The 22,521-nt window shown below is 60.3% G+C and carries 23 protein-coding genes; 14 read left to right on the top strand and 9 right to left on the bottom strand.

Going from position 1 to position 22,521, the window contains the following annotated elements; genetic code table 11:
- The first annotated feature begins 83 nt into the window (after window positions 1-83).
- The 4 genes from ACQZ2L_RS07390 (at window position 84) to ACQZ2L_RS07375 (ending at window position 3,567) form a co-directional block, all read left to right on the top strand.
- Window positions 84-1,310, top strand: a complete 1,227-nt coding sequence (locus ACQZ2L_RS07390) for an MFS transporter (protein WP_430325437.1) — start codon at window positions 84-86, stop codon at window positions 1,308-1,310.
- Window positions 1,311-1,456: 146 nt separating this feature from the next.
- Window positions 1,457-2,254: a class I SAM-dependent methyltransferase gene (locus ACQZ2L_RS07385; protein ID WP_430325436.1), complete on the top strand. Its 798-nt coding sequence runs from the start codon at window positions 1,457-1,459 to the stop codon at window positions 2,252-2,254.
- Window positions 2,255-2,290: 36 nt separating this feature from the next.
- Window positions 2,291-3,109 (top strand): AraC family transcriptional regulator, encoded by an 819-nt coding sequence (locus ACQZ2L_RS07380; RefSeq protein ID WP_430325435.1) that lies wholly within the window; start codon window positions 2,291-2,293, stop codon window positions 3,107-3,109.
- Window positions 3,110-3,180: 71 nt separating this feature from the next.
- Complete coding sequence (locus ACQZ2L_RS07375) at window positions 3,181-3,567, top strand: cupin domain-containing protein (RefSeq protein WP_430325434.1); 387 nt, start codon at window positions 3,181-3,183, stop codon at window positions 3,565-3,567.
- Window positions 3,568-3,613: 46 nt separating this feature from the next.
- Here the strand turns inward: ACQZ2L_RS07375 and ACQZ2L_RS07370 are convergent, their stop codons facing one another.
- Entirely contained in the window at window positions 3,614-4,528 is a 915-nt protein-coding gene (locus ACQZ2L_RS07370) for a LysR family transcriptional regulator (protein ID WP_430325433.1), read from the bottom strand.
- 119 nt (window positions 4,529-4,647) lie between these two features.
- Between ACQZ2L_RS07370 and lysA the strand changes: the two genes are divergently transcribed.
- The gene (lysA, locus tag ACQZ2L_RS07365) at window positions 4,648-5,880 is read left to right on the top strand and encodes a diaminopimelate decarboxylase (protein ID WP_430325432.1); all 1,233 of its coding nucleotides are present in this window, start codon (window positions 4,648-4,650) and stop codon (window positions 5,878-5,880) included.
- A gap of 42 nt (window positions 5,881-5,922) precedes the next feature.
- On the opposite strand, the gene ACQZ2L_RS07360 is transcribed toward lysA, so the two are convergent.
- A complete protein-coding gene (locus ACQZ2L_RS07360; protein WP_430325431.1) occupies window positions 5,923-6,441 on the bottom strand; it encodes a cysteine hydrolase family protein in 519 nt (172 codons plus the stop codon).
- Between the two features lie 338 nt (window positions 6,442-6,779).
- Between ACQZ2L_RS07360 and ACQZ2L_RS07355 the strand changes: the two genes are divergently transcribed.
- The 3 genes from ACQZ2L_RS07355 (at window position 6,780) to ACQZ2L_RS07345 (ending at window position 8,736) form a co-directional block, all read left to right on the top strand.
- Window positions 6,780-7,373 (top strand): fasciclin domain-containing protein, encoded by a 594-nt coding sequence (locus ACQZ2L_RS07355; protein WP_430325430.1) that lies wholly within the window; start codon window positions 6,780-6,782, stop codon window positions 7,371-7,373.
- Between the two features lie 125 nt (window positions 7,374-7,498).
- Window positions 7,499-8,065, top strand: a complete 567-nt coding sequence (locus ACQZ2L_RS07350; RefSeq protein WP_430325476.1) for a sigma-70 family RNA polymerase sigma factor — start codon at window positions 7,499-7,501, stop codon at window positions 8,063-8,065.
- Window positions 8,062-8,736: an anti-sigma factor gene (locus ACQZ2L_RS07345; protein WP_430325429.1), complete on the top strand. Its 675-nt coding sequence runs from the start codon at window positions 8,062-8,064 to the stop codon at window positions 8,734-8,736. The genes ACQZ2L_RS07350 and ACQZ2L_RS07345 overlap by 4 nt, the downstream gene beginning before the upstream one ends.
- A 161-nt stretch (window positions 8,737-8,897) precedes the next feature.
- Here ACQZ2L_RS07345 and ACQZ2L_RS07340 read toward each other — a convergent pair whose 3' ends face one another.
- From ACQZ2L_RS07340 to ACQZ2L_RS07330, 3 genes are all read right to left on the bottom strand, one after another.
- Window positions 8,898-9,935, bottom strand: a complete 1,038-nt coding sequence (locus tag ACQZ2L_RS07340; RefSeq protein ID WP_430325428.1) for a methionine synthase — start codon at window positions 9,933-9,935, stop codon at window positions 8,898-8,900.
- 27 nt (window positions 9,936-9,962) lie between these two features.
- Window positions 9,963-10,946, bottom strand: coding sequence for a DUF1852 domain-containing protein (locus ACQZ2L_RS07335; RefSeq protein ID WP_430325427.1), 984 nt, complete (start codon window positions 10,944-10,946; stop codon window positions 9,963-9,965).
- 191 nt (window positions 10,947-11,137) lie between these two features.
- A complete protein-coding gene (locus ACQZ2L_RS07330; RefSeq protein WP_430325426.1) occupies window positions 11,138-11,725 on the bottom strand; it encodes a TetR/AcrR family transcriptional regulator in 588 nt (195 codons plus the stop codon).
- A gap of 135 nt (window positions 11,726-11,860) precedes the next feature.
- Here ACQZ2L_RS07330 and ACQZ2L_RS07325 point away from each other — a divergent pair, with 135 nt between their 5' ends.
- Complete coding sequence (locus ACQZ2L_RS07325; protein WP_430325425.1) at window positions 11,861-13,069, top strand: MFS transporter; 1,209 nt, start codon at window positions 11,861-11,863, stop codon at window positions 13,067-13,069.
- A gap of 39 nt (window positions 13,070-13,108) precedes the next feature.
- Here the strand turns inward: ACQZ2L_RS07325 and ACQZ2L_RS07320 are convergent, their stop codons facing one another.
- Both ACQZ2L_RS07320 and ACQZ2L_RS07315 read right to left on the bottom strand, forming a co-directional pair.
- Complete coding sequence (locus ACQZ2L_RS07320) at window positions 13,109-14,284, bottom strand: M20 aminoacylase family protein (RefSeq protein WP_430325424.1); 1,176 nt, start codon at window positions 14,282-14,284, stop codon at window positions 13,109-13,111.
- A 2-nt stretch (window positions 14,285-14,286) separates the two neighbouring features.
- Window positions 14,287-15,597, bottom strand: coding sequence for an MFS transporter (locus ACQZ2L_RS07315; RefSeq protein ID WP_430325423.1), 1,311 nt, complete (start codon window positions 15,595-15,597; stop codon window positions 14,287-14,289).
- A 375-nt stretch (window positions 15,598-15,972) separates the two neighbouring features.
- On the opposite strand from ACQZ2L_RS07315, the gene ACQZ2L_RS07310 reads away from it, so the two are divergent.
- A complete protein-coding gene (locus ACQZ2L_RS07310; RefSeq protein ID WP_430325422.1) occupies window positions 15,973-17,112 on the top strand; it encodes a porin in 1,140 nt (379 codons plus the stop codon).
- Here the strand turns inward: ACQZ2L_RS07310 and ACQZ2L_RS07305 are convergent.
- Window positions 17,109-18,032, bottom strand: coding sequence for a LysR family transcriptional regulator (locus tag ACQZ2L_RS07305; protein ID WP_430325421.1), 924 nt, complete (start codon window positions 18,030-18,032; stop codon window positions 17,109-17,111). The two genes, ACQZ2L_RS07310 and ACQZ2L_RS07305, sit on opposite strands and share 4 nt — an antisense overlap.
- 169 nt (window positions 18,033-18,201) lie before the next feature.
- On the opposite strand from ACQZ2L_RS07305, the gene ACQZ2L_RS07300 reads away from it, so the two are divergent.
- Both ACQZ2L_RS07300 and ACQZ2L_RS07295 read left to right on the top strand, forming a co-directional pair.
- A complete protein-coding gene (locus tag ACQZ2L_RS07300; protein ID WP_430325420.1) occupies window positions 18,202-18,642 on the top strand; it encodes a hypothetical protein in 441 nt (146 codons plus the stop codon).
- A 139-nt stretch (window positions 18,643-18,781) separates the two neighbouring features.
- Entirely contained in the window at window positions 18,782-20,404 is a 1,623-nt protein-coding gene (locus ACQZ2L_RS07295; protein ID WP_430325419.1) for a methyl-accepting chemotaxis protein, read from the top strand.
- Between the two features lie 86 nt (window positions 20,405-20,490).
- Here the strand turns inward: ACQZ2L_RS07295 and ACQZ2L_RS07290 are convergent, their stop codons facing one another.
- Complete coding sequence (locus ACQZ2L_RS07290) at window positions 20,491-20,670, bottom strand: hypothetical protein (protein ID WP_430325418.1); 180 nt, start codon at window positions 20,668-20,670, stop codon at window positions 20,491-20,493.
- Between the two features lie 288 nt (window positions 20,671-20,958).
- On the opposite strand from ACQZ2L_RS07290, the gene ACQZ2L_RS07285 reads away from it, so the two are divergent.
- Window positions 20,959-21,480 carry a sigma-70 family RNA polymerase sigma factor gene (locus ACQZ2L_RS07285; protein WP_430325417.1) on the top strand — a complete coding sequence of 174 codons (522 nt, stop codon included), beginning with the start codon at window positions 20,959-20,961 and terminating at the stop codon, window positions 21,478-21,480.
- Entirely contained in the window at window positions 21,477-22,448 is a 972-nt protein-coding gene (locus ACQZ2L_RS07280) for a FecR domain-containing protein (protein WP_430325416.1), read from the top strand. The genes ACQZ2L_RS07285 and ACQZ2L_RS07280 overlap by 4 nt, the downstream gene beginning before the upstream one ends.
- Window positions 22,449-22,521: the final 73 nt, after the last annotated feature.

Here is a 22,521-nt window from a genome sequence, read left to right as displayed (position 1 = left end):
TTGCGCCAGGCGACTTCTATAATGCCCGCCAATCCGCCCTCTCCCGCCTGTTCAAGGCGACTTCATCCTTGGAACCAAGCCTCATGCCAAGCGCCAGCCAGGCCCCTAGCGGCCTCCCTGAACACAATCAACAAAGCGTCGCACAGCAGTGGCTGGCGATCCTCTCGGTCGCCGTGGGCGCATTTGCCCTGGTCACCAGCGAGTTTCTGCCAGTGGGCGTGCTCAACGACGTCGCCCGCGACCTGGGCATCAGCGCCGGCCACGCCGGGCTGATGGTCACCGTGCCCGGCATCATGGCGGCCCTCGCTGCCCCGCTGCTGTCAGTCGGCATCGGCACTATGGACCGCCGGTACCTGCTTATCGGCCTGACCCTGATCATGATCATCGCCAACGCAGTGGTGGCCTACGCCAGCGACTTCAGCCTGCTGCTGTTCGGCCGCGTGCTGCTGGGCATCAGTATCGGTGGCTTCTGGGCCACCGCGATTGCCCTGAGTGGCCGCCTCGCGCCCAAGGGTGTCGGCGTGGCACAGGCGACCTCGATCATCATGGTTGGCGTCACCCTGGCCACCGTTCTCGGCGTGCCGGTCGGTACTTGGCTGAGCGGCCTGATGGGATGGCGCATGACCTTTCTGGTGACCGCACTGGTAGGCATTCCCGTGCTGTTGGCGCAGGTGTTTTTGCTACCGCGGCTCAATCCGGAAAAGGCCATCCGCGTCAGTGACCTGCCGGCGTTGTTCATCAATCCGCAGGCGCGGATTGGCCTGATTGCCGTGTTGCTGATTGGCCTGGCGCACTTTGCGGCATATACCTACGTGGCGCCATTCTTCAAACAGAATGCCGGCTTCGACGGACCGACCATTGGCTCGCTGCTGTTGCTGTACGGCGTGGCCGGTGTGCTGGGCAATATCTTTGCCGGCTTTGCCGCCAACCGCAGCGTGCGTTATACCTTGATGCTGGTGGCTGTAATGATCGGTATCAGCACTGCGCTGTTCCCTCACTTCGCCACCGGCATGACCGGCGCGGCCATCTTGATTGCGCTGTGGGGCTTCGCCTTCGGTGCGTTCCCGGCCTGCGCCAGTATCTGGATGTTCATCGTCGCGCCCAAGGACGTCGAACGCGGCATGCCGCTGTTCGTGGCGATGTTCCAGGTGATCATTGCGCTGGGCTCGTTCTTTGGTGGGCAGATCGTCGATCAGTTGGGTACTGCAGCGTTGCTCAGCCTGGCCACCGCTTTGGTCGCCTGCGGTTTCATGACGGTGCTGGTGCTGGGCCGCAAGGTCAGCAACCGGCTCGCTGTGCAGCCCTGCTGAATTGGAGTAACCGTCAGCCTGTAGCAGCAGGTAAGGCCGGTGTTTAATTCGGGTCGCTGGCTGGGTATTTGCTTTTGACCTCACCTGCGCGTTCACTAAGCCGTAAGCCGGGGACTCACTGGCACCTTCATGGAGTGAAGTCTGACATGCCCTCGTTCAAACACATGATCGAAAGCAACCGCGATGCCTGGAACGCCTCTGCCGACATGCATCGCAACAGTGCCACCTGGCAAAGCTTGTTGACCGAGGTTGCCCATGCGCAGTTCTCCTGCCTGGACACGACACTCACGGCGCTGCTCAAGCAGGTCGATCTTCGCGGTAAACAGGTACTGCAGTTGGGCTGCAATAATGGCCGCGAAGCGCTCTCGCTGTATGCGCTAGGCGCAGAGCATGTGGTGGGCGTCGATCAGTCTGCCGCATTTCTGCAGCAAGCCCATGAGCTGGCCGCAAGATCGCCCCACGCTGTCGAGTTCATCGAGGCCGACATCCACCAGCTACCGGCCTCGGTGAACGCGCGCTTCGACGTGGTACTGATCACAATTGGCGTGCTCAACTGGATGCCCGATCTGTCCGCGTTTTTCCGCCACGCCGCCAGCACGCTGAAGCCGGGCGGGACGCTGGCCATCTATGAAACTCACCCGTTCCTGGAAATGCTCGACCCTGAGTCCAACGACCCCTGGCGTATCAGCGGCAGCTACTTCCAGACAGAGCCTGTGGTTGAAGACAAGGCCATTGTTTATGAAGGCCAGGGTGAGGCGAATGGGGTGACATCGTATTGGCACATCCACCGGATGAGCGACATCGTTACCGCTGTGCTGCAAGCGTCGTTGCAACTGCAGGCATTTACCGAGTACCCGCATTCGAACCGCGAAGAACTCTACGACGTTTACGAGCGCGGCGAGGTGCAGGTGCCGATGTGTTACACCTTGCTGGCAGTGAGATAATCGACGCAGTCTCTATCTACCAATGGACCCCCCGTCATGGACCGAACCGCACTCTCAAGCACTGACTGGGTCATACGCAGTGCCCAAACGGGCAGTGTAGAGCGTATCGAAGCATGGTTTGGTGGTCACGGCTACGATCCTCACCGTCATGACACCTACTCGATCGGCCGCACCCTGGCGGGTGTGCAGAGCTTTCACTACACCGGTGCGCTGGTCCACAGCGTTGTGGGCAAGACGCTGGTGCTGCACCCGGACGAACTGCACGACGGTATGGCCGGCACCGATGCAGGCTTTCGCTACCGCATGGCCTATATTGATCCGGCGGCGATCCAGACCATTCTTGCAGGGCAGCCGTTGCCCTTCATCAGGGGCGGCTTGTCTGACGATCCGCGGTTGTATCGCGCCAGTGAGGCACTGGTGCAAGGGCTGGATCATCAGTTGGAGCCGCTTGAAGAACAGGACGCCCTCTACGACCTAGCCATGGCACTGCTGGCGGTCGGCGGTAAACCGCGGGGGCGCAAGCGTCTGGACTATCGCGCAGCAGAACGTGCGCGCGAATTCATCATGGGCCACTTGCAGCTTGGCATCACGCTCGAGATGCTCGAACACGCCAGCGGCCGCGAGCGTTGGAGCCTGTCGCGAGACTTTCGCACCCTGTACGGAACCAGTCCCTACCGCTTCGTCACACTGCGCCGCCTGGACCTGCTGCGCGGCATGATCGTGCGGGGCTTTAGCCTGGTCGATGCCGCCCTTGCGGCTGGCTTTCATGATCAAAGCCACATGACTCGGCATTTCACTCGCTGCTATGGCGTGTCGCCTTCGCGTTGGCTGGAACGCTTGCGAGCTACACGCTGAGTTGCAGGATCGTACAAGATCGGTGACTACCCACTCGGTAGGCTGGCGACTCCAATCCGAGAGAAGCCGTCATGCCTGAATCAGCCTCTGTAAGCAAAACCCAGCCCATCAACCTCGCGCAAAAAGCTGCATTGATAGAACAGCAATGGAGCCCACGGGTCGTGGCCGAAATGAACGACTACCAGTTCAAAGTGGTGCGTATCGAGGGCGAATTCATCTGGCACGCCCACCCGGAAACCGATGAAGCGTTTCTGGTACTCGAAGGAACTTTGCGCATCGATCTGCCGGGGCGCAGCGTCCATGTCGGCGCTGGCGAACTGTACGTTGTGCCACGCGGGATCGAACATAGAACCGCAGCACAGGGCGAAGCGAAGCTGATGATGATCGAACCGCGAGGGATTTTGAACACGGGGCATGAGGGCGGCGCGCGCACTGCTGACAGCGACGTCTGGATTTAGCGCAAGAACCACTTCTGCTGCTGCGCTCGTAACGGACAAAGTGAATTTACAGCCCCGTAGCCAAGGCATCACTCATCTTGCGCGCTTGCGCCCGCAGCGTCTGGCAGAAGCGATCGACCGCCGCCGAGCCGGGGCGGTGATCTGGGCGAGTCAGCATTACCTTGTAAGGTACGCTGACAGCCAACTTGCGGATCGACAGGCCACTGCGCGCAGCGTCCAGACCACTTAGCGGATTGATGACCGCTACGCCCAGCCCCTGCCTGACCATCGCGCATACCGAGGCGGCATTGGTCGTCTCGATGACGGTGCGCCGGTTGACGCCCGCCGCGCTGAAATGCTGATCCAGCTGCTGGCGATAGGTATCCAGGCTGGACAGGTTGATAAAATTAACCTGGTGAAAGTCGCTGAGTTCAAGCTGGCCCTTGTCGAGCAACGGGTGCTGATTCGGCAATACGCAGACCATGCTTGCGCTGAACAACAACTCAGCGACGGTCCCGTGTGGCGTTTGCTCGACCTCGGTGAGCCCAAGATCATGCTGTTGTGCAATCAGAGACTCTTCCAGCTGTGGCGACTCCTGCGCTTCGATCCTTACGCTCACGCCGGGGTAGTGTTGATGAAAGCTTTGGCACACCTCCGGCAGCAACGTCTGCGAAAACAGTGGCAGGCAAGTGATCGCCAGCCTGCCCTGCTCAAAGTTGCGAATCGCCTGGGCGCAGCGATCGATGCGCTCCAGCGCGATGTACGAACGCTCCACTTCCTCCAGCAGCAACAACGCCTGCGCCGTCGGCTTCAAGCGCCCTGCTTCGCGGTCGAACAGGCTCAACCCCACCAGTTGCTCGAATCTCGCCAACTCACGACTGACCGTGGGTTGCGAGGTGAACAGCAGGCGTGCCGCCCCGGTCACGCTGCCGGCTGACATGATGGCCCGAAAGATCTCGATATGACGGAAAGTAAGCTTCACAGCGGCACCGACCTAGTACAATTGCCATATCAGATATGAATTGCCGGCACATAAAAAGCTATTTTTATAAATATGCCTCTTACCTCAACCTTGTACGCCCCCCGTATAAGGATTACCCCATGCCTGAATCCACCCCCTTCCACTTACTGGCCAGCGCAGTTCGCCGCCATGGCTCGCCGCTGTGGGCCTACGACGCAAACACCATCAACACCAGGATCGACCAGCTGCAAGGCTTCGATCTGGTTCGCTATGCGCAAAAAGCCAACCCGAATCTGCATATCCTGCGCCTGATGCGCGCACGAGGCCTGGCCCTGGATGCGGTATCACTGGGCGAAATCGAACGGGCCCTGGCTGCAGGCGCCAAGCTTGATCAGCAGCCAGCAGAGCTGGTGCTGACCAGCGATGTGCTGGATCGCGCCACGCTGGCGCGGGTGGTCGAAGCGGGCATCGAGGTCAATGCGGGCTCGATCGACATGCTCCGACAGCTGGGCGAGTGCTCCCCCGGGCACCGGGTGTGGCTGCGGATCAACCCGGGCTTCGGTCACGGCCACAGCCGCAAGACCAATACGGGCGGCGAAAACAGCAAGCATGGCATCTGGCACGAGCAACTCGGCGAGGCCCTCGACTGCATCCGCGCCTACGGCCTGCATCTAGTGGGCGTGCACATGCACATCGGCTCCGGTGTGGATTATGCCCACCTGGAGCAGGTTGCCCAGGCGATGGTCGAGCTGGTCGGCCGACTGGACATGGATATCGAGGCGTTCTCGATCGGCGGCGGCTTATCGGTACCGTACCGGGACGGCGATACTCCGGTCGACATCCAGCGCTATGCCCGAACCTGGGCAGCGGCAAAAAACCAGATCGAAGCAATGCTTGGCCATGCAGTGCACATGGAGATTGAGCCGGGGCGGTTCTTGCTTGCCGAGTCGGGCTACCTGGTGACCGAGGTGCGTGCGGTCAAACAGATGGGCGGCAACCGCTTCATCATGGTCGACGCCGGCTTCAACGATTTGATGCGCCCGGCGCTGTATGGCAGTTATCACCGGATGACCGTGCTGGATGCCGACGGCAATCCAGTCGAGCGACCAGTGCAATTGACTCAGGTGGCTGGCCCGCTGTGCGAGTCGGGCGATGTTTTCACCCAGGATGAGCACGGGTTGGTTGCCCAGCTTTTGCCCCAGGCCTGTGTCGGCGACCTGCTGGTGATCCACGATACAGGGGCCTATGGCGCCTCCATGTCGTCGAACTACAACAGTCGGCCGTTGTTGCCCGAGGTGCTGATCGAGGATGGCGATATTCGTCTGATCAGGCGCCGGCAAACCATGCAGGCGCTATTGGATCTGGAACTGTAAGGCCCACGCTGATCGACTCGGCCCGAGCCGATCAGCGTGACTTCAGAAGCGCCAACCCTCAGCGGGCAGCACGCGGCAAAATGCACCGGCCAGCGTTGCGTTGTGATGAGCGACGATGGCCTCGGCGCCAAGTGCGGGGGTGTCGGAACAGGTATGACCGTCGGCAATCAGCACTGCGTCAAAGCCACTGTCGCGAGCCGCCCGACACGTACTGTCTACGCAATACTGGGTTTTCATACCGGTCACGACCACGCCTTCACAGCCATGTTCACGCAGTTGCTCGGCTAGATCTGTGTGGGCAAAGGCGCTGGGCCGGCGCTTCTCGAAGATCACTTCTTCGCCCTGTAACTGCAACTGCGGGATGATCTGCGTCAGTGGACTATCCGCCTCTATTGCAGAGCCTGCTGGCCCCACATGACGCGCGAGAAAGACAGGCGCGCCCTGGTCGCGGGCCTGCTCGATGAGCGTGTTCACATTATCGATAACCTGCCCGATGCGCCACGGCTTGTCCGGCCCATGCACCAGTCCAACCTGCATGTCGAGAATCAGAAGTGCATACATGCTCGTATCCTTACGTCAGTGATAAAAAATCAGGGCAAAAAAAAGACCCGATCCATTGCTGGCGGGTCTCTGGGGGCGCTGTTCGATCAACTCACGCAGGCACCCTCGACCCGTCACTTGAGGTCGTGGTGGTGGTAGTCGGCGTGCTGCGCAGTGTGCTCATGACGACGACGTTAACCGCCCGCCCGCTGTTTAGCAAGCCACCTTGCCAGAACACCGCGCTTGCTCCGCCCGCCCAAAAATAAACGTCGCCCTCACTGCATCCAACCCACCAGCCCGCGCGTATATCAAGCACGGACAGACCTTCCTGGCCGATACCTCCTGCAAGGATCACCACCATGAAACGCACTGCATTGAAAACGCAGCTGGTCGCCAGCCTGCTGACGCTCGCCTTCGCCGGTAATTTCACCATCAGTACCGCGCAAGCGGCGGGCATGAACCAGGACAGCGTCATGGTGGGCGGCCAGAGCATGTTGCCGAGCAAGGACATCATCGACAACGCGGTGAACTCTGCTGATCACACTACGTTGGTCGCAGCGGTGAAAGCGGCCGGGCTGGTCGATACACTCAAAGGTAAAGGGCCGTTCACCGTGTTCGCGCCGGTCAACTCAGCCTTCGCGGCATTGCCCGCAGGTACCGTCGACACGCTGCTGAAACCGGAAAACAAGGCCACCCTGAGTAAGCTGCTCACCTACCATGTGGTTGCCGGCAAGCTCGACATGGCTGCCCTTGCCGCCAAGATCAAGGCGGGCGGCGGCAAAGCCGAACTGACCACCGTGGCGGGCGGCAAGTTGTGGGCGATGATGAACGGGCCGCACAACATCACCCTCAAGGATGAAAAGGGTGACGTGGCCGACATCACCACCTACGACGTGTACCAGTCCAATGGCGTGATCCAGGTGATCGACAAGGTCCTGATGCCCAAAGGCTGAGGCCTGCCGCCGCGCCCATCGGACGGGGCGCGGCGGTATTTGCCAGGCGCCGCTCAGTGAATGGCCCAGACCCGCTTCGTACACTATTCTCTGACTGCAATCGAAGCCTCGCATCACTCAACCCGATTGCCAGGAGAACAGCTATCTCAATCGCCGAAAGTGACCAGTTGGCGCAACTCCTGGCATCCACCGCGCTGGGCGACCGACGTGCCTTCGAAACGCTCTATCGCAGTGTCAGCCCGCGCTTGCACGGGATTGCCCTGCGCTTCATGGGACGCGGCGATCTGGCTGAAGACGTGCTGCAGGAGAGTTTCGTGCGCATCTGGCATAACGCCTCCCGATATCAGGCGCACCTTTCCGCGCCGATGACCTGGATGATCAACATCACCCGCAATCAGGCCGTGGATCACTTGCGCAAGCAGCGTGAACGTTCCCTGAGCGATGTCGAAGCGCAGCTGCTGGAGGATCAAAGCCCTTCTGCACATGAGCAATTGAGTACTGCCCGCGAGGCCGGCGCGCTGAATCGTTGCCTGGACACGCTTGAAGGGATGCAACGCCAGTCGATCGCGGTCGCGTATTTCCAGGGTTTGTCCTGTACCGAACTCGCCGTTCACCTCAAGGCCCCGTTGGGCTCGGTCAAGTCGTGGATCCGCCGTGGTATGGAGCGCCTGCGCAGGTGCCTTGAATCATGAACTATCAAACCCCTGCCCTGCGCCGCGCCCTGACTGGTGACTACGCCATCGGTTTGATGCCGGCGTTGGTGCAGCGGCGCTTTGAACGGCTGTTGCTTGAGGACAAGGCAATGCGTGCAGAGCTTGCCCAGTGGCAAACCTGCCTGGCCAGCATGACCGAGACTATCCCTGAGACGCCCGTTGCAGAGCATGTCTGGCAGCGGATCAAGGCACGCATCGAACCGCAGCCGGTCACTGAACCGACTAAACGCGGGTGGTGGAACGGGCTACGCATCGGCGTGGTGGCTTGTGCGCTGGCGGTGGCAGTGGTGTTTGGCGTGATCTCCAACCTAGACGACAGTCGCTACCGCGCCACTCTGCTGAGTGACAGTGCGCAGGCTGTGTTCCGGATTGACGCTGGTGCAGACCAGCTGCACATCGAAGCGCTGGCGCTAACTGCAATTACCCCAGCGCACAGCCTGCAACTCTGGGCGATTGCCGCGGGCAGCAAGCCGGTCTCGCTCGGGCTGATCGCCGAAACTGGGCGCAGCACGCTCAAGCTTGATCAGGCTCAGAGCCGGTTGCTCGGCAAGGACGTGGTGTTGGCGATCAGCCTTGAACCGAAAGGCGGATCGCCGACTGGTCAGCCGACGGGGCCGGTGCTGTACAAAGGTGCGCTGGCGCAGATGTAGATTGTGCCTGGCTCGAGTACGTCGGGGGCGCTGCGCACCCCTTTCGCGACACAAGGCCGCTCCTACAGGGACCGCGCAAGCAGGTAGTACGCGGTCCCTGTAGGAGCGGCCTTGTGTCGCGAAAGGGCTGCAAGGCAGCCCCCGGCATTTCTGAAGCCCCCTCAGAAAGATGACCCGTAAAGCTCCCGACGAACGATCTCTGCACCCGCACTCAGCGCGCTCAGCTTGCCCTGGGCAACCTGCCGAGGCAACGGCGCCATGCCACAGTTGGTGCACGGGTACAGCTTGTCGGCATCGACGAACTGCAGCGCTTTGCGCAAGGTGCTGGCCACTTGCTCGGGCGTTTCGATGGTGTGGTTCGCGACATCGATCGCGCCGACCATCACCTTCTTGCCACGGATCAGTTCGATCAGGTCCATCGGCACATGGGAGTTGTGGCATTCCAGCGAGATGATGTCGATGCTGGACTTCTGCAGCTTCGGAAACGCCTCTTCGTACTGACGCCATTCCGAGCCGAGGGTCTTCTTCCAGTCAGTGTTGGCCTTGATGCCGTAGCCGTAGCAGATATGCACCGCGGTTTCACACTTCAGGCCTTCGACTGCCCGCTCCATGGCAGCAATGCCCCAGTCGTTGACTTCATCGAAGAACACATTGAAGGCCGGTTCGTCGAACTGAATGATGTCGACGCCTGCCGCTTCCAGTTCTCTGGCTTCCTGGTTGAGGATCTTGGCAAATTCCCACGCCAGCTTTTCACGGCTTTTATAATGGCTGTCGTACAGCGTGTCGATCATGGTCATGGGGCCCGGCAGTGCCCACTTGATCGGCTGGTCGGTCAATTGGCGCAGGTACCTGGCGTCTTCGACAAACACCGGTTTTGTCCGCGCAACAGCACCCACCACGGTTGGCACGCTGGCATCATAACGGTCACGAATGCGCACAGTTTCGCGCTTTTCGAAGTCAACCCCGCTCAGATGCTCGATGAACGTGGTGACGAAATGCTGACGGGTTTGCTCACCGTCACTGACGATATCGATGCCCGCCAGTTGCTGCGCTTGCAACGCCAGACGCAGAGCATCCTGTTTACCTTCGGTCAGTTCAGCACCTTGCAGCTTCCAGGGCGACCAGAGCGTTTCGGGCTGGGCCAGCCAGGAAGGTTTCGGCAGGCTGCCGGCAGTCGAAGTAGGTAGCAGTTTTTTCACAGTAGATAACCTTGCTCTGTTAACGGATCAAACCGTGTAGTTGGCGGCCCACTGTTCGAGAACAGCGCGGTGAGGTTTGATGAAGTGTTCAGCGACGAACTGACCCTGCTCTTGCGCCAGCCGGCTGCGCTCTTCGCGGTCATAGACGATGCGCGTCAATGAATAATCCTCATGTTGCAGGCTTGGCCGGTACGACTTGCCCGCCACGGAATTGGCGTTGTAGATCTCGGGGCGATAGATCTTCTGGAAGGTGTCCATCGTGCTGATGGTGCTGACCAGTTCAAGCGTTGTGTAATCGGCCAGCAAATCACCGGAGAAATAAAACGCCAGCGGTGCAACGCTGTTGGGCGGCATGAAGTAGCGCACCTTCAAACCCATCTGCTTGAAGTACTCATCGGTCAGCGAATAATCATCCTGGCGGTACTCGATGCCCAATACCGGGTGGTGATTGTCAGTGCGCTGATACGTCCTGCTGGTGGAAACGCTCAGGCAGATAACCGGGGGCTTGGCGAAGTGCTCGCGGTAGGCGCTGGACGTGACGAAGTGCTGGAACAGCTTGCCATGCAGCTCGCCGAAGTTCTCCGGAACGGCGAACGCGGACGCCCCTTTGTTGTGCTGCAACAACAGCACACTGAAGTCGTAATCGCGCACGTAGGAGGAGAAGTTGTTGCCCACCATGCCCTGGGTACGCTCACCGGTGACGCGATCGACTACGGTCGCCTTCAATATCTCGATCAACGGCAGGCCGCGCGCGCTATCTGGCGCACCGAGGTCCATTTCAACCGAAATGATATCCAGCTCGACGGAGTAGCGATCCGCTGTCGGGTTGTCCCAATGGGCCAGGGCATTGAAGCGGTTGTCGATCATCTGCAGGGTATTGCGCAGGTTCTCCCGGCGGTTGCTGCCGCGCGCGAGGTTGGCAAAGTTGGTGGTGATGCGGGTCTTTTCGCAGGGTTGATAGTGTTCGTCGAAACGAAGACTTTTCAGGGTAAAAGCAAATTGGTTATTCATCGCAACCTGACATCCTGTTGAGCGAGATGAAACCTGAAACCCGAACGTGTATTTTGATCTGGGCAATTCGGGCTTCAGTTTTATCGCGTAACTAAGTAGGACGTAGTCTAGGTTGCTGGCCAGGTGCGAACTAATGAAACGATTTCACAGCATCATTAGGCATATTCATGAAGATCTCGCGCGCCCCGGGATCATGCCTTGAGCAGCAAACCGCGCAGCAGCAACTCCAATGCCGCGCTGGCCCGCTCCAGCCGACGGGAGCCTTGGTCGCCCTCCGCGATCCAGAATGCCGCTTCCGACAGACTGCCATAGATCAAGGATGCCAACGCTTCCGAGTCCACCTCGGCTACCACTCCATGGGCCATCAGTTCATCGATCAGCCCCGTCATCGACTCGACACAGTGGCGCTGCGCCTCGGCCGAGGCAGCGCCCAACACCGCTCGCGCATCACGCAGCAACAAGCGCTGGATCTCCGGCTCGAGGGCCATCTGCAGATAGGCATGGCAGCGACCGCTAAAGCCTTCCCAGGGGGTTTCAGCCGAATCAGAAATGGCCTGCAGCCGTGCATCCACCTCGCTGTCGACCTGCTCGACTACCGCCGCCAGCAGCCCTTTCTTGTCGCCAAAGTGGTGATATAGCGCGCCGCGGGTAAAGCCCGCCTGGGCGGTCAAGTCATCCATTGAAGTGTCGGCATAGCCTCGCTCGGTGAACACCTTGCGCGCGGTGGCGAGCAAGGCTGCGCGGGTTTCTTCCATCTCGACACGGGTGCGACGGACCATCTGCGTTCTCCTGGCTACGGCCTGAATGATGATTTACATACGTATCGTATGAATATACGATCGCTTTCATACATAGCGTATGTATTTTCCCTGCATGGGCAATGCACATGCAAGTCGGCATTTCAGGAGATCCCCATGGCCCCCACCTATCGAGCACTGTTCAGCGCGCCTGGCAGCTCAGCTTTTACCGCCGCAGGCCTGCTGGCGCGGCTACCTCTGCCAATGACCGGTATCGGCATCATCACCCTGTTGTCCCAGCTGTACGGCAGTTATGCCCTGGCAGGCCTGGTCTCGGCGACCTTTGTGCTGACCTACGCCCTGCTCTCGCCGCAGCTGTCGCGGTTGGTTGATCTACATGGGCAACGCCGCGTGCTGCCGGTCGCGACCGCGATCAGCGTGGTCGGCCTGTTGATGCTGGCCGCCAGCGCCAGGTGGCAGGCGCCAAGCTGGTGCTTGTTCATTGCAGCATTGCTCGCCGGGTTCATGCCGAGCATGTCGGCGATGGTGCGGGCCCGCTGGACCGCCCTCTATCGCGGCCAGCCATGTCTGCAAACGGCGTATTCGCTGGAAACGGTGTTTGACGAAGTGACGTTCATCCTCGGGCCACCGCTTGCGGTCGGTTTGTCTGTCGCGATGTTTCCAGAAGCTGCGTTGTTGGTGAGCGCAAGCGTTTTGGCGCTTGGCGTAACTGCGCTGCTGCTCCAGCGTGCTACGGAGCCTCGCGTCGCTGCTGCAGATACCTCGACTACACCATCAAGCTCGGTCATCCGCCTGGGCAGCGTGCGTCTGCTGACGCTGTTGATGGTGTGCATGGGCATCATTGTCGGCACCGTCGATATCGCCAGCGTGGCATTCGCCGAGCAGCTGCAGCGCCCGGCAGCTGCGAGCGTGGTGCTGGCCGCATATGCGCTCGGCTCTTGCGCGGCCGGCTTGCTGTTTGGCGTTTTGCAGACGAGCGTTGCGCTGCATCGACAGTTGCTCATCGGTGCTGCCGCTACTGCCGTAACCACGCTGCCGCTGATGCTTGCAGGCAGCATCCCTGCCCTCGCGGCCGCGGTGCTGCTGGCAGGCCTGTGCTTCGCACCCACCATGATCGTGGCGATGACCCTGATCGAGCGGTTGGTCCCTGAACAGCAAGTGACCGAGGGCATGACCTGGCTGCTGGCCGGGCTGAATGTTGGCGTGGCGCTGGGCGCAGCGGGTGCCGGGCGCCTGGTTGACGGCGCGGGTGTCCACGCCGGATTCACCCTGGCCTTGGTGGCAGCCTGTGCAGTGCTGCTGGTGGCACTGCAGGCATCAAGGACGCTGCATAGCCAGCAAACGGCTGCGCTGATGGCTGAGTGAACGGTTCGCGCCACCCAGTCGCCAACACAGCGTCGCAGCCTATACCAGATAATCCTCCACAAGCTTCACCCAGCAATCTGCACCAAGGCGGACCAGCTGGTCATTGAAGTCATAATGCGGGTTATGCACCGAACAGCCGTGGAACTCGCCTTCACCGTTGCCCAGCATGAAATAACAGCCCGGGACTTCGCCCAGCATCCAGGCAAAGTCCTCGGTACCCATCACCTTGGGCCCACGGCTATGCAGGTGCCCCGGCTTGAACAAGGTCTGCAGGCTCTGCTGAACCCTCTGGGTTTCGGCCGGATCATTGATCAGCGCCGGGGCCAGCTGGGTGATCTGCATGTCTATGCTGACCCCGAATGACTGCTCGTGACCGCGCACAATCTGCTCCAGCCGCTGGTTGATTTTCTCTTGCGTCTGCGGTGTGTCGGTACGCACGCTGACCAGCATGCTGGCCTCGTCGGGGATGATGTTATAGACGCTGCCGGCCTGGAGCATGCCGATACTGATGACCGCATACTCTTCAGGGCCCAGGTTGCGCGACTTGATGGTCTGGATGGCATTGATCAGGCTCGCGACCACCGGCACAGGGTCGACGCTCAGCTCCGGCATCGCGCCATGCCCGCCCTTGCCGGTGATGCGCAATTGCACCCGTTCCGAGGAGGCCATGGTCGGCCCGGCCTGGACCACGGCGGTGCCCACCGGTGCGCCCGGCATGTTGTGCAAGGCAAAAATGGCATCGCAGGGAAAACGCTGGAACAAGCCATCGTCGATCATCGCCTTGGCGCCACACAAACCTTCTTCGTCAGGCTGAAAGATCAGGTTGAGGGTGCCGTTGAAATCGCTGTCGGCCAAGCGATAGGCCGCCGCCAGCAAGATCGCAGTGTGCCCGTCGTGACCGCACGCATGCATACGGCCGGCGATTTTGCTGGCATGGGCAAACGGGTTTTTCTCCTGCATCGGCAGCGCGTCCATGTCGGCGCGCAAGCCGATTCGGCGGGAGCCGTGGCCTTTGCGCATGACCGCGACCAGCCCGTGGCCACCAATATTGCGGTGGACCTGATAGCCCCATTGCGCGAGGTTGCCCGCCACCAGTTCGGCCGTCTGCGGGGTTTCGCCGCCCAGCTCCGGCGCCGCGTGGATCTGCCGGCGCAGGTCAATGAAGGCTTGCAGATCGTGATCGGTAAACGTCTTTGCGGATGATCGATTGTTCATGGTCAGTCCCTTCCAATATTTTCCGGTAGCAGCTTCAGGCAGATCAGGCTGATGACCCCGCCGGCCAGCAAGTAGAACGCGGGTGCCACAGGGTTGTTGAGGGTGGCGGTCAGCCAGGTGGCAATGAGCGGCGAAAAGCCGCCGAACAGGGTCACGCCAAAGCTGTAACTGACGGAGGTGCCCAAGGCCCGGTGCTGCTTGGCGAACGATTCCATGATCAACGCGAAGAAAGCCCCTGAACCAACGCAGCCGGGCAGCACCAGCAAGGCGACGATCAGCATCGCAACAGCGAGGTCGGTGGTGTGCGACAGCAGCCACAGCGCCGGCCAGGCCGCGATTACGGGCAACACGACGGTCCATATCAGCAATTTTTTGCGCAAGCCATGACGGTCAGCGAAGCGCCCGGCCAGCGGTGTGATGATCGCCAGACAGGCCGCTGCGACGCAGGCAATTGCCAACGCGCTGCGCTGTGGGTAATGCAGCGTGGTCATCAGGTAGGAAGGCATGTAGAAAATGAACAGGTACATGCCAATCGTTGCGCTGGCCATCAACCCCGTCGCCAATACGGTGTTGCGCAGGTCGACCACTTCGCGCCAGCGTGGCTTGGCAGTGCTGGTCGACACTTGCGTATGCTCGGGCTGCTCGAGGGTTTCCGGCAGGCAGCGGCGGATGTACCAGCCGACCGGACCGATCAGCAAACCGATGATGAAAGGCAGGCGCCAGCCCCAGCTTTCCAGGTCTGGGGTGCTCATCACACTGCTCAGCAGCAGCCCGATGCCCGCGCCGACCAGCGCTGCATAGCCTTGGCTGGCGGCCTGCCAGCTGACGCTGCTGCAACGCTTGGCCGTGGATGCCGACTCCATCATCAACACTGAAGCGGTGCCAATCTCGCCGCCTGCAGAAAACCCCTGGGTAAGGCGGCCAATGACCAGCACCACGGTGCCGAACACGCCGGCCTGCTGGTACGTCGGGGCGAAGGCGATCAAGGCTGTGCCCAAGGTCATGAGGAATATTGTCAGTGTCAGTGCGGCCTTGCGCCCCTTGCGATCGGCAAAACGGCCGATCACCAAGGCGCCAATCGGTCGCATCAGAAACCCTACGCCAAACGCGGTCAGCGACATCAGCAAGGAGGCTGTCGGCGACTGCGCGGGGAAGAAGTTTTTGGCAATCACCACCGCAAAGAAACTGTAGATAGTGAAGTCGTACATCTCCAGAGCATTGCCCAGCGCGCAGGCCACCGTGGCTTTGCGCGAGCCAACGGCGGCGTTGGTCGTGCTGCGGGGTATTGGGGTGTCCGAGTGAATAGAGGTCATTGCCGTGCTCTCTCCGAGTCATCGTTGTCCCGAGCCACTATCAAGCAACAGGCATGATCAATCACATGCACTTTATGCAGGCAATTAACCGTCGGTTAAGTTGGTTTGCAAGCGTCCTTGTAACAAGCGCTTGAACGGTGCGAACCGTTCATAGCCTCGCTATTTTGGCGCACAAGATCATCGGTCGCAGTAGCACTCGGCGGCGTTGCGGCGGTATGGGCGCAGCAATCAGGGATGCGGCGACTGCCAGAGCGACGGGCTTTCAAGCACCTAATTAACCGTTAGGCATAGCCATGCAATATTGATCATTTTTGCCCATTTTTATTTTCGCCCAGGCTGCACCTCCTCAGCCCTGATACCTCTGGAGAGTCCGCAATGGGTAAAGCCGTCGTCTGCAATTGGCCACTGGCCGCCTTGTGTGTAGGCCTTGGTTTGCCAAGTGCCAGTCAGGCCGAAGGTTTCCTTTCAATCGGCCGAGTTGCATCAGGATTCGGCTACTACAACATCGACAAGGGTTTTGATGACCGCTTCAAGGTGTACGGTACCGTTGATGCCTTCGCCAACTATCAGGAGGCTGGCGACAATGCCGGTTTCAAGGTCGCCGGCGGCGGCGCCTGGACCAATAAACTGGGCGTTTACATGCGCAAGGCACTGGATGCGGACACGGTACTGGAAGTCGACATCGAAGAAGGCTTCAACGTGAATGGGCCTGCACTCGATGCGCACTGGAAACAGGTCGGAACATTACGCCTGGCGGTCGCGGCATTGCGTTCGCGGCACTACGGCAAGCTGGAGTTTGGCAAGACCTACGGCATGGGCACGCCGACGTTTGCCGATCCGTTCCTGGCGACCTACGGCTCGCCCTATACCTACCTGACCAGCCCGCCCGCCGGGCCGGGTGCTTACTATCTGGATCTGCGGCCAAAGCACACGCTGGCTTACACCACGCCGAAATGGGCTGCCTGGAGCTTCGCCAGTGCCCTGACGTTCGGATTCAATGACACTGCCAGTGCCGGAAAAAACCTGCGCGGCAAAGGGCTGAGCGTGCAGTACGGCAGCCCGCGATGGATCGTGGTGGGCTCATTCAACGACTATCTAAGCGACCCCTGGCAGGACGGTGATCAACCGCGCCAGACTCACAACTACTACAAAAGCGCGCTCGCTTATCGCGACTTTGGCTCCTTCGCTGCAGGCATCACCTGGCAACGCCAGGATGTCGATTACTACGCAACGCCGAGCATGACCGCCTGGACCGCCGGCATCTGGGCGCCGATTGGCAAGGCCGATGTCGCGCGATTGGCGCTGGTCAAACGCAAGATCGAGTTCGGCGATAAAGACGCCATTGGCATGATGCTCGGTTACGACCATTTCCTGACACCCAACTGGGCTGTCTACGGCCGTCTGGCGCTGATCGACAACCGCCGCAATTCAGCCATCAGTTACGCCGGCATCGATCTCCAGCAGCCAGGCGACGACCCGCACAACCTGGCTGTCGGTATGTACTACCACTTCTAGCGCGCGAGCCCGCTGGCCGCCTGCGCGGCCAGCCTGGATTTGAGCCCGTGAAACAGGTCTCGCGCTGGCGACGTCAGCGCGTGGCGGTCGATGCACACCAGATAGATCGGATATTCAGGGATGATTTCCTCGACCTCGACCCAGACCAGTTCCGGCATCTGCGCCGGCGGCAGATTGTCCTTGATCGAGAGGTTGCTCAGGGTCATGAAAGCGTTGGCGTTTTCCACCATGCGCAAGGCCAACAGCAGCGACGTGCACTCGATCACACGCTGCGGTGGATGGATGTCGTTGACCTCGAACATTTGGTAGAACTGCGAAGAGCGATCGTCGATTTCATCCATGCTGATCCAGTTGGCGTATTGCAGCTGGCGCAGCGAGCGGGAGTGACGCAGGGGATTGTTGGGGCCACAGACCACCGTGCCGCCAATGCGCTGCAAGGCCTCCCAATCAAGATTCAGACGCTGGGTGTGCTGCTGCGATGTCAAGGCAAAGTCCAGCGTACCGTCACGCAGCAGCTGCACAAGGTGACTGGGGCGTTGCTCGCTGATCTTGAGCCTCACGCGTGGATTTTTTGCCTGAAAGTCACTGAGGCACTGATCGAACCCAGGCAACATGGCGGTCAAAGACGTGACGCCGATGGTCACTTCACCCACCACGGTATCGTGGATATTATCCGCCTCGATCTGCAGCCGGCGCATGCTCTCGACGGCCATCTGCGCGTGACGAATAACCCGCCGCCCCTCATCGGTCAGCGACATGCCTTTATACGAACGCTGCAGCAGGGTCAGGCCCAGCTCGCGCTCCAGATCCTTGATCGAGCGGCTCAGGGCAGGCTGGGTAACGTGCAGGATCTGCGAAGCTTCGATGATGCTGCCGCACTGGTTGATCGCTACCAAGGCTCTGATTTGATGGAATTTCACGGCGCCCCACTCTGTTTTTGTTTATCCCTTAACATACTGCAAAAGCCTCGCCAGACAGCAATGCTATGGCGTCGGCGCCATGGGAACTTCGCGGCGATCGACCAGTCAGACCGTGTTTAAAATTTACCGCACCCTCTTCTACTGAGCTTTTTCAACACAGGGATATGTCATGAAACGGATGTTCGTTGTTCTCGGTTTGATCAGCAGCATGGCTGCAACCTCGGCACAGGCTGCCTCCGACTGCCCATTCCCCAAAGGCGTGCAAGCGTCCATCGGGGCATCCAGGGCAGCGGTTGAAGCCAGACAGGCCGGCATCAAAAAGGAGGCCTTGCTCGCCAAGATTTCGCCGCAAACCGACGGTGATCTGTATCCGACGCTCAAGTCCATTGTCGATGAAGTGTACGACTACCCACCGTTGCGCCCAGAGGTGTACGGCGCCTACCGGTTCGAGCGTTGTTTTGTTTCCCAGCAGCATGCAGACAAGGTCGCCGCCATCAACTTTGCCGAGGTGCATCCACTGTTGAAAAAGTGCGAAGAAATTACCCCTGAAGACGCTCGCCCTCGCTGCGCGATGGGGGTAGTGCACAGCGTGACCGGTGTGCCTGAGTAGCACTGATCAGGGTAGGCTGACCGGCCTGCCCAATCCTGAACGAAAGAAGTATTGAACTTATTGAGTTTTTTGTTGTAAAGCGACTTATGCTCGCATCGCAGTGGCCGATACACATCACAGGATAACTTTGAGATCTGGGATGATGAGAAACATAAAAGTATCGCTGCGCGCTGCCCTCAGCTTCGCTTTAATCACGCTGTTGCTGATCGCACTGGGCGCGATTGCCGTCTGGAAGATGGGGGCCATTCGCGAGACCGCCAGGGTGCTGGAAAAAGACGCCCTGGCAAGTATCGTCATCGCCGACAAGATCAATGCCGCCACCTTGCGCTTGCGCCTTGAGAACCGTCGGTTGATTTCCCAAAGCGATCCGCAAGCCGTTGCCAAGACGCTTAACGACATCAGCGTCGTGCGTAACGAACTGAACACTCAGATCCAGGCTTACGCCCAGTTCCCTGTCAGTGAACAGGAAACGCGTCTGTACCGAGCCGTGGCCGACAATGGCGAGAAGTTCCTGGCTGCACTGGACCAGGCCATTGCTCTGACTAAGAAGGGTGCGCTGGCCGAAGCACTGACCTATACCAACACTTCGATCAGCCCGATCGCCGCGGTATTGGCAAATGCCGTGGATGGGCTGGTGCAACTGAATATTGGCGAAGCGGATAAGGCCGGTATCGCCTCGGAGGCCACCTACAACAGCGGCTTGATGTTCGTGATCGTTATCATCATTGCTGCTGCACTGGCCACGATCGTGCTCGCGACGTTGTTCACCCGCAGTATCGTTACGCCATTGCGCGACATGCTGCAGATCAACCAGACCATCGCCACCGGTGATCTGCGCAGCACTATTACCGTTACAGGCAAGGACGAATTCTCGGACTTGATGCGCTCTACCCAAGTGATGCAAAGCAACTTGCGCGACACCATCAAACTGATTGGCGACTCTTCGTCTCAGCTCGCCTCGGCGTCCGAAGAAATGAGCGCCGTTACTCAGGAATCGAGCCAGGGTTTGATCCGTCAGAACCACGAAATTGACCAGGCCGCCACTGCGGTCAATCAGATGACCGCTGCCGTTGATGAAGTTGCCCGTAATGCCGCTTCGGCATCCGATGCCGCGAAAACTTCCGACCAATCGGCTCGCACTGGCGCAGAGCGCGTGACCAGCACTGTCAGCGCCATTGAAAGCCTCAGCCAGACCATTCAAAGCACCAGTACCGACGTCGAGCGCCTGGCTGTGCAGTCCAAGGACATCAGCAAGGTACTGGAAGTTATCCGCACCATCGCCGAGCAGACCAACCTGCTCGCCTTGAACGCCGCCATCGAAGCCGCGCGGGCGGGTGAGCAAGGGCGTGGGTTTGCGGTAGTCGCCGATGAAGTTCGCGCGCTCGCACACCGAACCCAGGCCTCCACTCAAGAAATCGAGCAGATGATTGGCGGCATTCTCAAGGGCACCGAACAAGCCACCAAAGCCATGAGCGAAAGCTGTGGCCAGGCGGCCGGCACCCTGACTACCGCGCACGAAGCCGGCGCAGCGCTGACCTTGATCGCCAAGGCGATCAACGAGATCAACGAGATGAACCTGATGATCGCGACGGCCTCAGAGCAGCAGGCTCAGGTCGCCCGCTCGGTCGACGGCAACCTGATGAGCATCCGTGATTTGTCCATCCAGAGCGCAACCGGCGCCGACCAAACCGCCGCCGCCAGCGCCGAGCTGTCGCGCCTGGCGGTGGACATGAGCAAGTTGGTGGCCAGGTTCTCACTCTAGGTAAAACTGCGCGTCCAACTGGCGCGCCTTGATGACAGGCCGTTGGAAGGTTGGGGCTGCTGCGCAGCCCCATACCGAAATCCGGATCACGCCAACAGCGCTAGTAGCTGCGCCGCCAGCTCAGCCGCATCCTGCTGATAACCCTCACCCCAGCGCACCGACCAGTCCCCAGGTCGCCCCTGCTCATCCCACTCGGCCAATGCCAGCGCGTTGACGATCTCAAGTTCAAACCAGAGCGCCTGCCAGGCATCGCTGTCCTTGATCAAATCAGCGTCCTGCCAGAGAAACTCGGTGGCCGCGACGAACGCCGACCAAGTGCAAACACTCTCGGCTGCCCGACTGCCCTTTGCTAACCAATACGCTCGGTCATCCATCCAGCTGCCCCTAAACCTAACGCAATGCCTGAGGCTCCATGGTCGCACAGTAACCAAATTTCCCGAGCATGCCGATTACTTTGCAATAGCGGCCGCGTGGTGCCAGTTGCATCCTGCCCCGGGCCGTATATATGATAAGCATTATCGTTTGCAACACTTCCTCATCGGCGCCTGCAGATCATGCTCCCATCCCCCCAACCTGCCCTGTGCAACGTGGCTGTGCTTTACCGTCAGCAACACAGCTGGTTGACGGGCTGGCTACGGCAACGCCTGAGTTGCTCGCACAACGCAGCGGACCTGGCCCAGGACACCTTCATGCGCCTGCTGGCCAAAGAGCAGCTGCCAGCGCTGCACGCACCGCGGACCTTTCTCGCCAAGGTGGCGCAGAGCGTGCTGTGCAACCATTACCGTCGGCAGAAAATCGAACGTGCCTACCTTGAAGCGCTGGCGGCAATGCCCGAGCCGGTTGCGCCAAGCCTGGAAACCCAGGCAATCCTGCTCGAGACCTTGATCGCCCTCGACGCCATGCTCGAAAGCCTGGAGCGGCCGGTGCGCGAGGCGTTTCTGCTGTCGCAGGTCGATGGCCTCGGCCACGCCGAGATCGCCGAGCGGCTCAAGCTGTCGGTGACGACCATCAAGCGCTACATCATCAAGGCCAGCGCGCTGTGCATTGTCCTCGATGACAGCCTGGACCTGCCGTGACCAGCAATACGCCGCCAATTGCCGCAGAAGTGGCCGAACAGGCCATGCACTGGCATTTCGAGTTGCAGGAACCTGAGGTCAGCCCGGCCACCCTCGCCGCGTGGATGGCCTGGAGGCAGGCGCTGCCGATGCATGAGCATGCCTGGCAACGCGCCGAAGCATTCGCCCAGCGCATGGGCGACCTGCGTAATCCGGGCCAGCGCCGTCTGGCCCAGGCGGCGCTGCGCCCTGGCCTGTCGCGGCGTGCTGCGCTCAAGCAACTGAGCGTGCTGATGGCTGCCGGCGCGAGTGCCTGGTACATGAAGGACACGGCCTTGGTGCAAGACTTCAGCGCTGATTATCACAGCCGTGTCGGCGAACAACGGCGCATCAGCCTGGCCGATGACACTGAGCTGCAATTGAACACCGACACGGCGATCAACGTCGCTATCGAACATAACGAGCGGCGCATACGACTGCTGCGCGGCGAGCTGCTGATCACCCGCAGCAACGCCAGCGCCGGGCGTTTGCTGTCGGTTTACACCGCTCAGGGTCGGCTTGAGGCGCAACTTGGGCAGTTCAGCGTCAGGCAACGCGCGGGCCTTACTCAGGTCAGCGTTTACCGCGGCGCGCTGGTGTTCAGCCCTACCCTGCTGGCACACCCGCCGATCAGCTTGCAAGCCGGTGAGCGGGCCAGCCTGGCCGACACTGGCATTGTCAGCCGGCAACCTGAACCGCTCGCCGTCCCCGCCTGGAGCCAAGGCATGCTGGTTGCTCAGGACCAGCCACTGGCGGAATTCATCGCTGAACTGAGCCGTTACCGCCGTGGCCATCTGTCCTGTGATCCAGCATTGGCCAGGCTACGTGTGTCCGGCACCTTCCCGCTGGCCGATACCGACAAGGTCATCCTCGCCGTGGCCAACACCCTGCAGCTTGAGGTCGAGCAGTTCACCCGTTACTGGGTGACGCTGAAGCCACGCACGGCCTAGTGCAAAAAAAACTGCGCCAGGGTGGTCCATTTTTGATTCTCGCGAGACTTAACCCCCAGACAATCCATTCAAT

This window comes from Pseudomonas shirazensis, assembly GCF_050496565.1.
GTDB classification, from domain to species: domain Bacteria; phylum Pseudomonadota; class Gammaproteobacteria; order Pseudomonadales; family Pseudomonadaceae; genus Aquipseudomonas; species Aquipseudomonas shirazensis_A.
The sequence above is the reverse complement of the archived record's forward strand: the minus strand, read 5'-3'. Positions and strand labels throughout refer to the sequence as shown.

What these genes read in the sequence shown, in the direction of transcription:
- ACQZ2L_RS07320 (WP_430325424.1), bottom strand. Translation starts at nt 14,284, where the DNA reads ATGAACAATCGATCATCCGCAAAGACGTTTACCGATCACGATCTGCAA.
- ACQZ2L_RS07285 (WP_430325417.1), top strand. Translation starts at nt 20,959, where the DNA reads ATGCTCCCATCCCCCCAACCTGCCCTGTGCAACGTGGCTGTGCTTTAC.
- ACQZ2L_RS07310 (WP_430325422.1), top strand. Translation starts at nt 15,973, where the DNA reads ATGGGTAAAGCCGTCGTCTGCAATTGGCCACTGGCCGCCTTGTGTGTA.
- ACQZ2L_RS07380 (WP_430325435.1), top strand. Translation starts at nt 2,291, where the DNA reads ATGGACCGAACCGCACTCTCAAGCACTGACTGGGTCATACGCAGTGCC.
- ACQZ2L_RS07345 (WP_430325429.1), top strand. Translation starts at nt 8,062, where the DNA reads ATGAACTATCAAACCCCTGCCCTGCGCCGCGCCCTGACTGGTGACTAC.
- ACQZ2L_RS07360 (WP_430325431.1), bottom strand. Translation starts at nt 6,441, where the DNA reads ATGTATGCACTTCTGATTCTCGACATGCAGGTTGGACTGGTGCATGGG.
- ACQZ2L_RS07325 (WP_430325425.1), top strand. Translation starts at nt 11,861, where the DNA reads ATGGCCCCCACCTATCGAGCACTGTTCAGCGCGCCTGGCAGCTCAGCT.
- ACQZ2L_RS07390 (WP_430325437.1), top strand. Translation starts at nt 84, where the DNA reads ATGCCAAGCGCCAGCCAGGCCCCTAGCGGCCTCCCTGAACACAATCAA.
- ACQZ2L_RS07315 (WP_430325423.1), bottom strand. Translation starts at nt 15,597, where the DNA reads ATGACCTCTATTCACTCGGACACCCCAATACCCCGCAGCACGACCAAC.
- ACQZ2L_RS07295 (WP_430325419.1), top strand. Translation starts at nt 18,782, where the DNA reads ATGATGAGAAACATAAAAGTATCGCTGCGCGCTGCCCTCAGCTTCGCT.
- ACQZ2L_RS07300 (WP_430325420.1), top strand. Translation starts at nt 18,202, where the DNA reads ATGAAACGGATGTTCGTTGTTCTCGGTTTGATCAGCAGCATGGCTGCA.
- ACQZ2L_RS07355 (WP_430325430.1), top strand. Translation starts at nt 6,780, where the DNA reads ATGAAACGCACTGCATTGAAAACGCAGCTGGTCGCCAGCCTGCTGACG.
- ACQZ2L_RS07385 (WP_430325436.1), top strand. Translation starts at nt 1,457, where the DNA reads ATGCCCTCGTTCAAACACATGATCGAAAGCAACCGCGATGCCTGGAAC.
- ACQZ2L_RS07335 (WP_430325427.1), bottom strand. Translation starts at nt 10,946, where the DNA reads ATGAATAACCAATTTGCTTTTACCCTGAAAAGTCTTCGTTTCGACGAA.
- ACQZ2L_RS07375 (WP_430325434.1), top strand. Translation starts at nt 3,181, where the DNA reads ATGCCTGAATCAGCCTCTGTAAGCAAAACCCAGCCCATCAACCTCGCG.
- lysA (WP_430325432.1), top strand. Translation starts at nt 4,648, where the DNA reads ATGCCTGAATCCACCCCCTTCCACTTACTGGCCAGCGCAGTTCGCCGC.
- ACQZ2L_RS07330 (WP_430325426.1), bottom strand. Translation starts at nt 11,725, where the DNA reads ATGGTCCGTCGCACCCGTGTCGAGATGGAAGAAACCCGCGCAGCCTTG.